This is a genomic window from Pseudomonas brassicacearum, from assembly GCF_918698105.1.
Classification (GTDB): domain Bacteria; phylum Pseudomonadota; class Gammaproteobacteria; order Pseudomonadales; family Pseudomonadaceae; genus Aquipseudomonas; species Aquipseudomonas brassicacearum_F.
The window spans coordinates 27,614-42,096 of record NZ_CAKKMI010000002.1 but is presented as its reverse complement, the minus strand read 5'-3'; the positions used below and the strand labels follow the sequence as shown (position 1 = coordinate 42,096).

At 60.1% G+C, this 14,483-nt stretch carries 14 protein-coding genes; 10 read left to right on the top strand and 4 right to left on the bottom strand.

All coding sequences use genetic code 11. From position 1 onward, the window contains the following. Nucleotides 1-199: 199 nt before the first annotated feature. The 6 genes from LQ215_RS01295 (at nt 200) to LQ215_RS01270 (ending at nt 5,341) form a co-directional block, all read left to right on the top strand. Complete coding sequence (locus LQ215_RS01295) at nt 200-646, top strand: hypothetical protein (RefSeq protein WP_230147053.1); 447 nt, start codon at nt 200-202, stop codon at nt 644-646. 1 nt (nt 647) lies between these two features. Further along, nucleotides 648-1,241: an adhesin gene (locus tag LQ215_RS01290; RefSeq protein ID WP_230147052.1), complete on the top strand. Its 594-nt coding sequence runs from the start codon at nt 648-650 to the stop codon at nt 1,239-1,241. A 59-nt stretch (nt 1,242-1,300) separates the two neighbouring features. Then, nucleotides 1,301-2,293 carry a heme utilization protein gene (locus tag LQ215_RS01285; protein ID WP_230147051.1) on the top strand — a complete coding sequence of 331 codons (993 nt, stop codon included), beginning with the start codon at nt 1,301-1,303 and terminating at the stop codon, nt 2,291-2,293. 236 nt (nt 2,294-2,529) lie between these two features. Beyond that, nucleotides 2,530-3,210 carry a C39 family peptidase gene (locus tag LQ215_RS01280; RefSeq protein WP_223473222.1) on the top strand — a complete coding sequence of 227 codons (681 nt, stop codon included), beginning with the start codon at nt 2,530-2,532 and terminating at the stop codon, nt 3,208-3,210. Nucleotides 3,211-3,265: 55 nt separating this feature from the next. After that, nucleotides 3,266-4,012, top strand: a complete 747-nt coding sequence (locus LQ215_RS01275) for a hypothetical protein (RefSeq protein ID WP_230147050.1) — start codon at nt 3,266-3,268, stop codon at nt 4,010-4,012. A 45-nt stretch (nt 4,013-4,057) separates the two neighbouring features. Then, complete coding sequence (locus tag LQ215_RS01270; protein WP_230147049.1) at nt 4,058-5,341, top strand: hypothetical protein; 1,284 nt, start codon at nt 4,058-4,060, stop codon at nt 5,339-5,341. Between the two features lie 163 nt (nt 5,342-5,504). Here the strand turns inward: LQ215_RS01270 and LQ215_RS01265 are convergent, their stop codons facing one another. Continuing rightward, a complete protein-coding gene (locus tag LQ215_RS01265; RefSeq protein ID WP_230147048.1) occupies nt 5,505-6,830 on the bottom strand; it encodes a sigma-54 dependent transcriptional regulator in 1,326 nt (441 codons plus the stop codon). Nucleotides 6,831-7,171: 341 nt separating this feature from the next. Between LQ215_RS01265 and LQ215_RS01260 the strand changes: the two genes are divergently transcribed. From LQ215_RS01260 to nhaB, 3 genes are all read left to right on the top strand, one after another. Then, complete coding sequence (locus LQ215_RS01260) at nt 7,172-7,438, top strand: hypothetical protein (protein ID WP_230147047.1); 267 nt, start codon at nt 7,172-7,174, stop codon at nt 7,436-7,438. 183 nt (nt 7,439-7,621) lie between these two features. Further along, nucleotides 7,622-8,911: a hypothetical protein gene (locus LQ215_RS01255; protein ID WP_230147046.1), complete on the top strand. Its 1,290-nt coding sequence runs from the start codon at nt 7,622-7,624 to the stop codon at nt 8,909-8,911. A gap of 95 nt (nt 8,912-9,006) precedes the next feature. Continuing rightward, complete coding sequence (gene nhaB, locus LQ215_RS01250; protein WP_230147045.1) at nt 9,007-10,509, top strand: sodium/proton antiporter NhaB; 1,503 nt, start codon at nt 9,007-9,009, stop codon at nt 10,507-10,509. Nucleotides 10,510-10,622: 113 nt separating this feature from the next. Here the strand turns inward: nhaB and LQ215_RS01245 are convergent, their stop codons facing one another. Genes LQ215_RS01245 through gnd form a run of 3 tightly spaced genes read right to left on the bottom strand, consistent with a single transcriptional unit; the run spans nt 10,623 to nt 13,962 of the window. Continuing rightward, nucleotides 10,623-11,444 (bottom strand): HAD family hydrolase, encoded by an 822-nt coding sequence (locus LQ215_RS01245; RefSeq protein ID WP_230147044.1) that lies wholly within the window; start codon nt 11,442-11,444, stop codon nt 10,623-10,625. After that, nucleotides 11,441-12,961, bottom strand: coding sequence for a glucose-6-phosphate dehydrogenase (gene zwf / locus LQ215_RS01240; RefSeq protein WP_230147043.1), 1,521 nt, complete (start codon nt 12,959-12,961; stop codon nt 11,441-11,443). The genes LQ215_RS01245 and zwf overlap by 4 nt, the downstream gene beginning before the upstream one ends. Beyond that, nucleotides 12,958-13,962, bottom strand: coding sequence for a phosphogluconate dehydrogenase (NAD(+)-dependent, decarboxylating) (gnd, locus tag LQ215_RS01235; protein ID WP_290369067.1), 1,005 nt, complete (start codon nt 13,960-13,962; stop codon nt 12,958-12,960). The genes zwf and gnd overlap by 4 nt, the downstream gene beginning before the upstream one ends. A gap of 252 nt (nt 13,963-14,214) precedes the next feature. On the opposite strand from gnd, the gene LQ215_RS01230 reads away from it, so the two are divergent. Continuing rightward, nucleotides 14,215-14,388 carry a DUF6026 family protein gene (locus LQ215_RS01230; protein WP_165826028.1) on the top strand — a complete coding sequence of 58 codons (174 nt, stop codon included), beginning with the start codon at nt 14,215-14,217 and terminating at the stop codon, nt 14,386-14,388. The last annotated feature ends 95 nt before the right edge of the window (nt 14,389-14,483 follow it).

Sequence of the window (14,483 nt, the reverse complement as noted above, 5' to 3'; positions counted from 1 at the left end):
TAGATCCATAGCCAAACGATAGCGCACGGCCATTAGCCACTGCAGGGTTGTCTCACGGATGAAACAGATTCGACCGGCGGGCCACACACAAAAACACTAACCCTTTGAACTGCAAGTCATTTCCAAACACGGCACAACACATGCTCTCCCACTTCGCAACGCTGACAAGGGCCAGCCCACCGAAGAAGGAGTCGATGCCGTGGGGACTTTCAAGAAAAGTTTGACTTGCCTCCTGTTTACCGGCTGCGCCGCCGGCGCAACGCTCAGTCTGCCCGCGCAGGCCGAGGGCAACGGCGTCATCGTGCTCAACCGTGACGTGCAGCCCATCGCAATTGGCCGCAACGGTGGCAAAGACCCCTACCCGACCACCGTCAATGCCAACCCCTCCGAACGAATCAACCAGGCGACCGCCAGTACCGAACTGAGCGACGGCGAATTCGCCAGCGTGGCCAGCGGCTCGTCGATCCGCAACACCGTCAACACGAATACCGGCGTGCAAGGCCTGAACGTCGTGACCAACCCCAACGGCATGCCGGGCATGAATGCCGGTCACGGTGGCGGTAGCGGCGGCGCGATCTCCGGCACCATCAACCGCTCGCTGAGTTCCGGCCTGGCCCCGCTGGGTCGGCTGGCAGGAGGTCAGTGAGATGAAGCCCATGCTGTTTCTTCTCGCCCTGTTCATGCTTTCCCTGCTCAGCTCTTTCAACGTATTTGCCGATTCGGGTGTTGCGGTGGTCAGTAACGCCAACCTGCAGGATTCCGGCAGCCATTACACCGGCAACTTCAACGTCAACCAGGCCGCCGGCGACCAGATCCAGCAAACCAACACCCGGGCCATCGCCATTGGCAGCCACGCCCAGGCCAGCACCCGCGTGCAGCAACGCGTCGACACGCCGGCCGACCCTTCCATGAACGCCACCGCTCGTATCGGCGGTCACTCCTTCACCAACGGCAACGGTGTGCTGGGCGTCAACCAGTCCGCCGGTGCCAACAACCAGATGGCCAATGTCATGCGGGTGGGCATCAGTGCCCATCCGCAGAGCATTGACGACAGCGCCCTGTCTCAACAGAACGTGGCGTTGCTACCGAACTCAGGAGCAACTGGCGCCCCAACCGGCAGTCGCCAGGTCGTTACCAGCGACCAGGCCTTCACCGGCAGCCGAGGGGTAATCCAGGTGAACCAGAGCGCAGGGGTGGGAAACCGTATGGCTAACACCCTGAGCATTCGGGTTGCTGATTGACCCGGAGGCTACATAAGAAAGTACCGACACTTAACCAACGACACGCAAGGAGAAACACCATGAAACCTACAATGGCACTCAAACCATTGGTTTTCGCTCTCGCCGCGGTCATGACAATGGCGGCACAGGCTGGAGGAAACGACAACAATAATGGCCATGGCAATGGTCACGGTCATGGCCATCAGCAAGGGCCGACGCTGGATCAATTGCTCTCCATCAATGCCGGCGCTGGGGCTACGGTGCTGGATGAGCAGAACAGCGACGGTAACGTAGTAACCAACCAGGCCACCCGAAACACCGCTGAAGCCGCTGACTCGCTCAATGGCAGCAACGGCAACATGGGCGCCAACATTGCCGGCGGCGACGGCAACCAGCAGGACAACGCCGCCGCCCTGGCCACCGCCGACGAAAGCTTCATCTTCGGCTCGGCTGTCGCTGCTTCCAGCGCCACGCAGGTCAATAACAACAACTACGTCAAGAACAACTCGACGCAAAACAACGCCTCGCTCACCAGTGCGGGCAACAATGGCTCCGGCAACATCGGCATCAACGTGACCGCCGGGAACTTCAACCAACAGAAAAACAACCTGGCCATCGCCGTATCCGGGGGCCGCGTCGCACAGGCCTCTGCCGCGGCTGACCAGTCCTCCACCGGCCTTGTGGTCGACAACAAAGGCGTGCGGACCTACAAGACCGACACTCTCACCAGCACCTACAGCGCCTCCGGCACGTTCAAGGCCAAAGGTACCGGTACTGCCGAAGACAACGGTCACGGCGGCTGGGACAACAAAGGCGGCGGCTATGGCGGCGGTCACGGTCACGATGACGACAAGTTCAAGTTCGCCGCCGTGGGAACCTTCGAACTGGCCGGCAGCAACACCCAGCAGGTGCTGACCCGCGACGGTTGGAAAAACCCTGTGATCAACAACGCCACCATGACCAACTCCATGAACGGCTTCTCCGGTAACGGCGGCGCCAACGTGTCGGCAGGCGTGGGCAACCAGCAGAGCAACTCGCTGTCCATCGCGGCCGGCTGCAAGGCTTGCATGTAAACGCGGGTGAAACGAAGCCCCGGCAACAGTAATACTGTTCCCCTAGGGTTTGGATGAATCTTGTGGCGAGGGAGCTTGCTCCCGCTCGGTTGCGCAGCAACCGCAAAAACTTGGGGCCGCTCCGCAGCCCAGCGGGAGCAAGCTCCCTCGCCACGGACTCATTTCAATGCTTTAGATGAAGGGTGCTGCTGGGAAAAGGGGCTTTTTTCCCTGGATGTCCACTAGGCGTATTGATCATGCGTGTCACTGCCGTTTCCCTGCTGCTCTGCCTGGCCTGCGCGGCCGAAGCAGCGCAGATGCCGGTCGCCGCCCTGCCTGGCGGCATGCTGGTCTACAAACCGGTGCAAAGCGTACGCGAACGCAAGTTCAGCGACATCGTCGAGCAGAAAACCGATTTCAGTTGCGGCGCCGCCGCGCTGGCCACGGTGCTGCGCCAGGCTTATTGGCTGGATGTCGATGAAGAGCACGTCATCAAAGGCATGTTGGTCAATGCCGACCAGAATCTGGTTCGCACCCAAGGGTTTTCCATGCTGGATATGAAGCGCTACGTGGAAACCATCGGCATGCGCGCCCGAGGCTACCGGATACCGCCAGAGAAACTCGAAGCGGTGACGATTCCGGTGGTGGTCCTGATGGAAATACGCGGCTACAAGCACTTCGTGGTGTTGCAGCGGGCCGACAAGCAATGGGTCTACATCGGCGACCCGGTGCTGGGCCACAAGCGCTACGCCCATGATGAATTCATCAAAGGCTGGAACGGCATCGTCTTTGCGATCGTCGGCCCAGGCTATGACAAGACCAATGCGCTACGCAGCCCTCCCCAACCCCTGACAGCCCGTAACAAGCTGGACGGCTTCAACCCGGTCAGGGATGCGGAACTGATGGATTTCGGCTTCATACAGAGCGACTTCTTTTAATCGCCGACTTAACTGCCAACATAAGTATTGGAGCAGGATGCTCCGGGAGCAGCACATGAAAACCTCACACTGGCTGTCGCTGGCCTGCCTGCTCGCGACCGTCTCGGGCTATGCCCATGCCGGATTCAAACCCATCGAAGTCAAGGACCAGGAGCTTGCCGAGCTGCGCGGTCGTTATGTCATGCCCGGCCGAGTCATCAGCTTCGGCATCGTCATGAGCAGTACTTGGCGCAACGCCAGCGGCGACCTGATCGGCGCCACCAGCACCATGCAGATCCAGGCTGCCACCGTTAAGCCCGAATTCTATGTCTCGACCATCAAGCAGACCGGTAACGGCAGCGCCCCGGAACAGGGCAGCGGCAACATTACCGGTGGCGCCGGCCTTGGCACGAGCCAGGGGGTGACTCAGAGCGTACGCGCCGCTGGCGACGGCAACACGGCCTACAACAACGTCAACATCAACGTAAAAGAGAGCGGCCAGGCACAGGCGCTCGTGCCTTCCCAAGGCCAATTGCTGACCAAGGGCCAGACCATCAGCGGCAGCAACGCCGCTGGCAGCGTCGCGGTCACCGCCACCGGCAGCGGCGTGCAAATGGCGATCCAGGCCAGCCACAACCAGGGCAGCACCCTGCAACAAGTGGCCCAGGGCGGCTTGCTGCAAAACACCCGTCTGCTGGGCAACAGCAACCTGGTCAACAACATGACGCAACTCAACGTGGTGCTGAACAGTAACGGCCCCAGTGCCGGGGCACTGGACTGCAACCTGACGCAGCTACGAGGCCTTCGTAACCTCGGTTATTGAACTACGCTGATCTGCGACCATTGGGCATTAGGGACGGCATATTTCATGTATCGATCCGTATCGTTACGCGCTGTGATGTGTTTAAGCACTTTGTTCCCGGTAACCGTGTTGCAAGCGGCACCGGATGCGGACATCGAGGCCCTGAAACAGGAACTTCTTGAGCTCAAGCAACGATACGAGGTCCAGCAAAAAGCCCTGGCGGTGCTTGAACAGCGGGTTCGCCAGGTGGAAGACCAACCCGCCAATCCGCCGCCCAAACGCCTGGCCAAATCCCCGGCCGACATGAAAGGCAACCAGACCGTGGCCGGCGGCGGCGCGACAACGGCTGGCGGCAGTGGCTACGGGCAATCGCTGGCCGATGATTCCCAGCCGGCCCAGAGCGTCTCCAACCTCTATGACGAGGCCAGCGGCTTCTTCGGCGGCGGCAAATTCAGCTTCGAGACCGGCGTGACCTATTCGCGCTACGACACGCGACAACTGATTCTCAACGGCTTCCTGGCCCTGGATTCGATTTTCCTGGGCAACATCAACCTCGATCGGATCAAGGCCGACACCTGGACGCTGGACCTCACCGGCCGTTATAACTTCGACAACCGCTGGCAGTTCGACCTCAACGTCCCGGTGGTCTACCGCGAATCCACCTATCAGTCAGGCGGCGCAAACAACGGCGCAGCCGGCGTCACCAGCGAAGAAACCGTGACCCGCGACCCGACCATCGGCGACGTCAACTTCGGCATCGCCTACAAGTTCATGGATGAGTCGATCAATTCCCCGGACGCGGTGGTCACCCTGCGGGTCAAGGCCCCCACCGGCAAGGACCCATTCGGCATCAAGCTGCGCCAATCCCAGGCCAACACCAACCTGTTCGTGCCTGACGACCTGCCCACCGGCAACGGCGTATGGTCGATCACGCCAGGGCTTTCGCTGGTCAAGACCTTCGACCCGGCGGTGCTGTTCGGCACCCTCTCCTACACCCATAACCTGGAGGAGTCGTTCGACGACATCAGTTCCACGGTCAACCAGAAGATCCCTGGCAAGGTGCGGATCGGCGACAGCTTCCAGCTCGGCGCCGGCATCGCCTTTGCCTTGAACGAGAAGATGAGCATGTCGTTCTCGGTTTCTGACCTGATCCAAAAGAAAAGCAAGCTCAAACAGGACGGCGGCGACTGGGAATCGGTGGTCTCCAGCGACGCCAACGCCGGCTACTTCAACATCGGCATGACCGTCGCCGCGTCCGACAACCTGACCATCGTGCCCAACCTGTCCATCGGGCTGACCGACGATGCGCCGGATTTCACCTTTAGCCTGAAATTCCCGTACTACTTCTGATGCCCTCAGGGATATGTGATGGGCACATATCCCAAGGGAAATGCAAAACCACTGTGGGGGCGAGCTTGCTCGCGATGAGGCCCTTTCAGTCAGCATTGATACTGAATGAAAGACCGCTATCGCGAGCAAGCTCGCTCCCACAGGGGATGTGCGCAGGTTTTAGTCAGCGGATCTGATGCTTGTGCAGCAGGCGATAGAACGTCGGCCGGGACACGCCCAGCACCCTGGCGGCCACGCTCAGGTTGTCGCTGTGACGGTTGAGCACATCGCTCAAGGCCTGGCGCTCGGCGCGGGTCTTGTAGTCTTCCAGCGTACCCATCGGCGCCGCGACGCCCTGGTGGCTGGCCAAGCCGAGGTCGCGGGCTTCGATTTGTCGTCCTTCGGCCAACACCAGACCGCGACGGACGCGGTTGGCCAGTTCCCGCACATTGCCGGGCCAATCATGCATGCCCATCGCCACCAAGGCATCCTCACTGAAGCTACGGGGACGGCGGCCGGTTTCCTGGCTGTAGAAATGGGAAAAGTGGCTGGCCAACATCGCCAGGTCACCATGACGCTCGCGCAGCGGCGCCATCACTACTTGCAGCACGTTCAGGCGGTAGTAGAGATCTTCGCGAAAACGCTTTTGCTCAATGGCCGCCTCAAGGTCCACGTGGGTGGCCGCCAAGACCCGCACATCGACCGCAATCGGCTGGCTGCCACCGACCCGCTCAATGTGTTTTTCCTGCAGGAAACGCAGCAGGTTGGCTTGTAGCTCCAGCGGCAAGTCGCCGATTTCATCGAGAAACAACGTACCGCCGTGGGCTGCCTCGAGCCGTCCGATCTTGCGTTGGTGAGCCCCGGTGAACGCGCCCTTCTCATGCCCGAACAACTCAGACTGGATCAAGTGCTCCGGGATGGCGCCGCAGTTGATGGCGATGAACGGCTTATTACGTCGCTGAGACTGATAATGCAGGGTGCGCGCCACCAGTTCCTTACCGGTGCCGCTTTCGCCACGAATCAATACCGGCGACTCGGCGGGCGCCAACTTGCTCAATAATTTGCGCAGTTCGCGAATTGGCTTGCTGTCGCCCAGCAGTTCATGTTCAGGCTGATCGATGTGGATCGAGCCCTGTCCCCGCAGGCGCGCCATGCCAAACGCCCGGCCCAGTGTCACCTGGACCCTGGACACGTCGAACGGCAAGGTATGGAAGTCGAAAAACCATTCGCAGACAAAATCACCAACGTTTTGCAGGCGCAACACTTCCTGATTGAGCACGGCAATCCATTCGGTGCCGCTGCGACTGATCAACTCCTTGACCGCTTCCGGGCGCTCCAGGTGAAAAGGCTGCAGGCGCAAAAGGCCGACGTCACACGTCCGATCGCCGGCGTGTTCGAGGGTGCAACTGTCCACCTCCCAGCCAATAGTGCGCAGAGCTGGCAACAGGCGATGACAATCATCGCAGGGATCAACCACGAGCAGACGACGGGACGTACTGGCTTCGATCATGACTGATCCTTGGCGTCAAAATAAGGAAATATGATTAGAAACAGATGTTTGGAAAGCCTTCATGTAACAGTAGCAAGAAGTTGACGCGCCCTTGTATCAATTGATTATCGAGATCACTTCAAACTGGTTATAAGCAGGCGTTTCGTTAGTTATCACAGGCCTATTTGTTTCAGGGTGTTTTCAAACAAAAGCCAAAAAGCCTGGTCTGAAAGAAAATCGAAATTTATTCAAATAATGTGTGACCCGCCTGCGGGTTCGGGACATCAGTACAAGTAACCAGCCGCACGGTACGCCCAACCGACGGCACATCATTTGTTTGGGCACACTTAAGAGAAAACGCCATGAACGCCCCGCTCCGTATCAACGAAGCTCTTTTGATTGCCGACCGCGCATTCCGTCCTTTCCAATGCGTGGCCTGGGCCCCACAAGACGGTAACGGTGAACTTAGCCTGACCGTCATCGACCGCACCAATACCCATATTGGCCGCACCCAAATTCCAAGCAGCGCCTATACCGACCCGGTCCAATTGGCCAACCTGTTGAAGCAGGCCCGTGCCGAACTCAGCCAGGAAGGCTACACATTGCAATCCTGGTCGATGCCTGAATAACCATCGGTAAAGCCTGTTATCGATTGCAGGCTTGGCTCTGGGTTGTAAAGCCATCGTTATGGCACGAATCGCCGCTGTGTCGATAGAACATGACAGTTGTGCATTGTCACATTCAGGGATTGAATGTGGGCCTCATGCAGTCGTCGCCCTTTCGGGCTGCTCGACACGCAAGGAGAGGCAGGCATGCTCGATCAGTTCGCGTTTGTTTCCCCCAAGGCCATGTCCCACGCCGGGCAACTCGACCCAGGCTTTGCCACCAACGGCAAAGCCTGGGTTCATTTCGAAGACAGTACCTCGAGCCTGACCACCGGGTTGACCCTCGATCACGCCGGGCAAATCCTGGTGGCAGCCAGGATCGAGACGGCCCACGGCAGTCGGTTCGGGCTGACGCGACTCAACCATGATGGCATGGTTGACCCGAGCTTCGGCACCCTTGGCTACGTGGTCGGCGCGTTTGAACACGGTTTCGAAGCGACGGCGGGCAAAGTGATCGTGTTGCCCGATGGGCATATCCTGCTGTCCGGCTTGCACTACGAAAACAACGACCACACCCTTCCCGCCCTGGCGCTGTTCGACCAGCAAGGCCGCGCCGTTCAAAGCTTCGGCAACGCCGGCCGGCACATCATCAGGCTTTGCGGCAATCTCTCCCAAGGCCTGCGCGACCCCTGGCTACCGCCCGGCGTGCCGGGGCTCGAAGCTTGCGACATGCAAGTACAGGCCGACGGCCGGATCCTTGTGCTCGCCAACCACCACTATCAATTTTCCGACCATGTCGGCGTACTGATCCGGCTCTTGCCCGACGGGGCGTTGGATTGCTCGTTCAACGGTCGCGGTTTCGTGATGGTCCGACGCTTGTTGAAAAATACCTGGCTCGGTTGCCTGATGCTCCAGGCTGACGGCCATATTGTCGTCGGCGGCGCCATCGACTTGCCCCAGCATGGCTTGATTGCCCGTTACGACAGCAGCGGCAAACTCGACGACAGCTTCGGCGAAAACGGCTTCCTGTCCATCCTGGCGCAGGGACACAGCGTGATGGTCAGCCAAATCGTTCAGGATGCGAGCGGTGATCTGCAGGTGTTCGGCAGCAGTCGTGATCCGATGCATAGCCTGTCCCTGAAAGTGCGCCCTGACGGCAAGCCGGACCGGCATTGCAACCAAGGCCAGTGCCAGCTCATGGCGATCGGACGCAATGCCAGTCAGTGGACCGCCGCCCAGCTTCAAGCGGATGGAAAACTGGTGACCGCCGGCGCCACCATCGGCGGTATCGAGGCCGATTTCGTACTTGCCCGCCATCTGCCAGATGCCAGCCTCGACCCGGATTTCGGCCAGGGCAAAGGCTGGGTTCGCACGCGACTCGGCTACAGCCTGGACACCGCCACCACCCTGGCCATGCAGGCTGATGGACGAATTCTGGTGGGCGGTTATTCGCTTCAGGGGCACTATCGAGCGGTGGTTGCGCGGTATTGGGGCTGAGTCGAATTGTCACGGGTGAACGGTATTTATTCTTACGCTTGATATTCCTCATTTCTTACGGCAAGTTGCGCGCTTCTAATTAAAAGGAGCAGCCGATGTCCGGTTCAATGGCTCAAGCGTTCGCGCACAACTTTCTTGGGCACTCACCGCGCTGGTACAAGGCGTGCATCATCAGCTTCCTGATCCTCAATGCCGTGGTGCTATGGACCCTGGGCCCGGTCGTTGCCGGCTGGATGCTGGTGGTGGAGTTCATCTTCACCCTCGCCATGGCTCTTAAATGCTACCCGCTGATGCCCGGCGGGCTGTTGATGGTCGAGGCTCTTGCGCTGGGCATGACCACGCCCAAGGCGCTGTACGATGAGCTGCTGCACAACTTCCCGGTGATCCTGCTGCTGATGTTCATGGTGGCAGGCATCTACTTCATGAAGGATCTGTTGCTGTTCCTGTTCTCGCGCCTGCTGCTGGGCGTACGCTCCAAGGCGCTGCTGGCCCTGATGTTCTGCTTTCTCTCGGCGTTCCTGTCGGCGTTCCTTGACGCATTGACCGTCACCGCGGTGATCATCAGCGCCGCGGTCGGCTTCTATGCGGTGTACCACCGTGTGGCTTCAGGCAACGATCCGCGCCAGGACAGCAATGTCGATGAAGACCACGATCTGCCGTCGAGCCATCATGAAGACCTCAATCAGTTTCGGGCGTTTCTACGCAGCCTGCTCATGCATGGCGCCGTAGGCACGGCGCTGGGCGGTGTATGCACCCTGGTTGGCGAACCGCAGAACCTGCTGATTGGCCATGAGTTGGACTGGCACTTTGTAGAGTTCTTTTTGAAGGTCGCACCGGTTTCGTTGCCTGTACTGGTAGCCGGGCTGCTGACCTGCCTGGCGCTGGAAAAGCTGCGCTGGTTTGGCTACGGCACGCTGTTGCCAGAAAGCGTACGCACCATCCTGGCCGACTATGCTGAGGAGGACAACCGCGAACGCACCGCACGGCAACGAGCGGCGTTGATCGTCCAGGGTATCGCCGCGCTGATCCTGATCGTGGGCCTGGCCCTGCACATTGCCGAAGTCGGCCTGATCGGCCTGATGGTCATCGTGTTGATTACTGCCTTCACCGGCATCACCGACGAGCACAGGCTTGGCAATGCGTTCAAGGATGCCATGCCGTTCACCGCCCTGCTGGTGGTGTTCTTTGCAGTGGTGGCGGTCATTCACGACCAGCATCTGTTCACACCGCTGATCCAGTGGGTGCTGGGCCTGCCCGCCGATCAACAACCCGGCATGCTGTTCATTGCCAATGGCCTGCTGTCGGCCATCAGCGACAACGTATTCGTGGCGACCATCTACATTACCGAGGTGAAGCAGGCCTTCGTCTCCGGCCACATGAGTCGTGAGCACTTGGAGACCCTGGCGGTGGCCATCAATACCGGCACCAACCTGCCGAGCGTCGCCACACCCAACGGCCAGGCTGCATTCCTATTCCTGCTGACCTCGGCGATCGCCCCGCTGATTCGCCTGTCCTATGGCCGGATGGTCTGGATGGCCTTGCCCTACACCGTGGTGATGGGTGGCCTGGGCTGGTATGCGGTGACTTACTGGTTGTAACCAAACCCAATGTGGGAGCGAGCTTGCTCGCGATGGTGCACTGTCAGCCGACATTGATGTTGACTGAAGGACCGCTATCGCGAGCAAGCTCGCTCCCACAGGGGCTCTGGTCGCTATCGCGGCAAGATGTAACGTTCGATCGCCAGCGCCGCACCGTCGTCGAGAACGGCGGCGGTCACGACATCCGCTTGGCGCCGGATCGCCTCTTCCGCCTGCCCCATCGCAATCGATAATCCCGCGCGGTGGAACATCGCCGGGTCGTTGCCACCGTCCCCCATCGCCGCCGTCTGCTCCAGCGGCACATCGAGGAAGGCTGCCAGGGTCGACAACGCTTCTCCTTTGTTCGCCTTCATGGCCGTCACATCCAGGTAGATCGGTTGCGAACGTGACACCTGGGCCTGGCCCTTGAGCAGCGGATGCAACCGCGCTTCCAGTTCCACCAGCAGATCCGTGTTGGCGCTGGTGGCGACGATCTTGTCGATCCGCTCCAGGTACGGCTCGAAACTCTCGACTTCTACCGGTGGGTAACCCAGGCCACGCGTCTCCACCGGCACCATCGGACCGTTGGCGTCGCGCACCAGCCAGTCGCCATCGGCAAATACCCAGACTTCGATGCCGGGCTGGTCGGCGTACAGGGCCAGTGTGGCCAGCGCCGCCTCGGGTGGCAGGTAGTGGACGGCCAGAAAGCTGCCATCGGGATGAACCAGCGTGCCGCCATTGAACGCCGCCGTGGGCAGGTCGACACCCAGGGCCTCGATCTGCTGCAACATGGCCCGCGGCGGTCGCCCGGTGGCGAGGCTGAACAACACACCGGCCTCACGCAATGAGCGAACCGCTTCAATGGTGCGCTGGTTCAGGCTGTGGTCGGGCAACAGCAATGTGCCGTCCATGTCGCTGAGCAGGAAACGGATGGGATGCTTCATCAAATCACTCATCCGAGGTCGTGCCAGACGCGACTGTCGCGGGCAAGCAAGTCATGGGCGGCGGCCGGGCCATCTTCGCCCGCCTTGTAGGGCTGGACCGCTGCGTCCTGCCGCCAGGCATCGAGGAACGGCTGCACGGCGCGCCAGCCATTTTCGATGTTGTCGGCACGCTGGAACAGCGTCTGGTCGCCAGTCAGGCAATCGTAGATCAGGGTTTCGTAACCTGTGGACGGCTGCATTACGAAGAAATCCTTGTAGGCGAAACCCAACTCGATATTGGCCATGTCGAGTGCCGGCCCGGGCCGCTTGGCCAGCAGGTCGAACCACATGCCTTCATTGGGCTGAATCTGGATTCTCAAGTGCGTAGGTTGCAGTTCGTCGACGTCGGTGTCGCGAAACTGCGCGTAAGGTGCTGGCTTGAAGCAGATGACGATTTCCGTGTCCCGCACGCTCATGCGTTTGCCAGTGCGCAGGTAAAACGGCACGCCGACCCAACGCCAGTTGTCGATCATGACCTTGAGGGCAACGTAGGTCTCGGTGCTGCTGTCAGGCGCTACGTTGGCCTCCTGGCGATAACCGTTTACCGCCTTGCCACCGACTTCACCGGCCGTGTACTGGCCACGGACCGAGTTGGCCCGGGCCTGCTCTACCGACCAGGGCCGGATCGCCCCGACGACCTTGGCTTTTTCCCCGCGCACGGCGTCGGCGCCAAACGCCGCTGGCGGCTCCATGGCCACCATCGCCAGCAATTGGAAAAGATGATTGGGCACCATGTCCCGCAGGGCGCCGGTGTGCTCATAAAAACTGCCACGGGTTTCCACGCCGACGGTTTCGGCGGCAGTGATTTGTACGTGGTCGATGTAATGGTTGTTCCAGAACGCCTCGAACAGGCTGTTGGAGAAACGGCTGACCAGAATGTTCTGCACCGTTTCCTTGCCCAGATAATGGTCGATGCGATAGATCTGCTTCTCGCTCATGACCTTGAGCAGGCAGGCGTTCAGCGCTTCGGCGGTGTGCAGGTCGGAGCCGAACGGTTTTTCGATCACCACCCGCCGGAAGGCCCCCTCCTGCTCCTGAAGCAGCCCGGCCGCACCGAGGCGGCTGACCACTTCACTGAAAAAGCGCGGCGCGGTCGCCAGGTAGAAAACCGCGTTGCCGGTGCCGCTGGCAGCGATTTTCGCCGCCAACGCCTGGTAGGTGCTCTCATCGAGGAAATCACCCTGGACGTAGCTGATGCCCTGGGCCAGCCTGGCCCACAGCACCGGATCGAGCGCCCGGCCGGCATCGCCGCCCTTGTTCGCCGCTTCGTTACGAATGAAGTCCTCGAGTTTCTTGGCAAAATCCACATCGCTGATGGCGTTGTGGTCAACCCCGATGATGCGCAGCCCATCGCCCAGCAGACCGTCGCGACTGAGGTGGTAAAGCGCCGGCATCAGCAGACGCTTGACCAGATCGCCATGGGCGCCGAACAGAAACAACGTGGTCGGCGGCGCGGGTTCTGCCTTGGATCTGCTGCCGATCGAGGTCATTTTTTCGGCGTCTCCACGTGGCCGCCGAAGCCGAAGCGCATGGCCGAGAGCATTTTGTCACCGTACGTGCTTTGCTGGCGCGAGCGGAAACGGGCAAACAACGAACTGGACAGGACCGGAACCGGCACTGCTTGCTCAATGGCGGCCTCGATGGTCCAGCGCCCTTCACCGCTGTCGGCGACTTCGCCGGAAAAACCGTCCAGTTTCGGATCGCTGGCCAACGCGTCGGCGGTCAGGTCCAGCAACCAGGACGACACCACGCTGCCGCGACGCCAGACTTCGGCGATATCGGCCACGTTCAGGTCGAAGCGCTGTTCCGGTGGCAGGCTTTCGCTGGATTTGGTCTTGAGGATGTCAAAGCCCTCGGCGAAGGCCTGCATCATTCCGTATTCGATGCCGTTGTGGATCATCTTCACGAAATGCCCCGAACCGGCTGGGCCCGCGTGGATGTAGCCACGTTCGGCGCGGTCATCGTCGGATTTGCGGTCACGGGTGCGCGGGATGTCGCCCATGCCAGGAGCCAGGCTGTCGAACAATGGGTCCAGGCGCTTCACCACGTCGGCATCGCCGCCAATCATCATGCAGTAGCCGCGCTCCAGGCCCCAAACCCCGCCGGAGGTGCCGACGTCGATGTAGCTCAGGCCTTTTTCCGACAGGGCCTGGGCGCGACGGATGTCGTCCTTGTAGTACGTGTTACCGCCGTCAATGATCACATCACCCGGTTCCAGCAGTTCACTGAGGACGTTGATGGTGTCTTCGGTGGGTGCGCCGGCCGGCAGCATGACCCAGACCGCCCTGGGTTTCTCCAGCCCGGCGACCAATGCCGGCAGATCCGTCACGCCCGTGGCGCCTTCCTGATGCAGGTTTTCGACGAAAGCGGCATTGCGGTCATAGACGACAGTGGTGTGCCCATTGAGCATCAGGCGCCGCGCAATATTGCCGCCCATGCGGCCCAGTCCAATGATCCCGAGTTGCATGTGCTGATGCTCCCTACTACAAATAAAGGTGTGTCAAAGGTTTAGCTCAAAGTGACTTGTGGAGGTTAGTCCAGAGCATTGCTGCATAGTTTCCGGGTAAATCGCCCGATCACAAGGGATAACGTTCAAAAACCGGCCGAAGACACGATGACCATGAAAAATAAAAAAGTTCCATTCACGAGCAAAAGTATTCAGAATCGGCGCCGATAAAGAGGTGTCGACCAAAAAAACTGGCGACATCTCTCTAGTTGATGTACGCCATTTGCGAGGTGAGCAATGGACCCTGTCGTTACCGCACGTCCTCCCCAAACCCTTTATGTGACCATTCGTCGCGATGAATTGCGCCTGCTCAAGGAAGAACGCGATCTGCTGCTCGATGAAGTGACGCAATTGCGCATGCAGTTGCAGCACGCACAACTGCCCTACCAGAGCCAGTCCCTGGCTCGGTAACCGTCCCAGAAGCACAGCCGAGGAAGTGACGCTGATCAAACAGTGTCACTTCCGTGTGAGTCCTGCCAGGCAGCCTTGTGGCGAGCATTCCATCC

Coding starts and splice junctions, on each gene's coding strand:
- LQ215_RS01290 (WP_230147052.1), top strand. CDS start 648: ATGAAGCCCATGCTGTTTCTTCTCGCCCTGTTCATGCTTTCCCTGCTC.
- LQ215_RS01265 (WP_230147048.1), bottom strand. CDS start 6,830: ATGATCGAAGCCAGTACGTCCCGTCGTCTGCTCGTGGTTGATCCCTGC.
- LQ215_RS01255 (WP_230147046.1), top strand. CDS start 7,622: ATGCTCGATCAGTTCGCGTTTGTTTCCCCCAAGGCCATGTCCCACGCC.
- LQ215_RS01280 (WP_223473222.1), top strand. CDS start 2,530: ATGCGTGTCACTGCCGTTTCCCTGCTGCTCTGCCTGGCCTGCGCGGCC.
- LQ215_RS01270 (WP_230147049.1), top strand. CDS start 4,058: ATGTATCGATCCGTATCGTTACGCGCTGTGATGTGTTTAAGCACTTTG.
- nhaB (WP_230147045.1), top strand. CDS start 9,007: ATGTCCGGTTCAATGGCTCAAGCGTTCGCGCACAACTTTCTTGGGCAC.
- LQ215_RS01260 (WP_230147047.1), top strand. CDS start 7,172: ATGAACGCCCCGCTCCGTATCAACGAAGCTCTTTTGATTGCCGACCGC.
- LQ215_RS01285 (WP_230147051.1), top strand. CDS start 1,301: ATGAAACCTACAATGGCACTCAAACCATTGGTTTTCGCTCTCGCCGCG.
- LQ215_RS01230 (WP_165826028.1), top strand. CDS start 14,215: ATGGACCCTGTCGTTACCGCACGTCCTCCCCAAACCCTTTATGTGACC.
- LQ215_RS01275 (WP_230147050.1), top strand. CDS start 3,266: ATGAAAACCTCACACTGGCTGTCGCTGGCCTGCCTGCTCGCGACCGTC.
- zwf (WP_230147043.1), bottom strand. CDS start 12,961: ATGACCTCGATCGGCAGCAGATCCAAGGCAGAACCCGCGCCGCCGACC.
- LQ215_RS01245 (WP_230147044.1), bottom strand. CDS start 11,444: ATGAGTGATTTGATGAAGCATCCCATCCGTTTCCTGCTCAGCGACATG.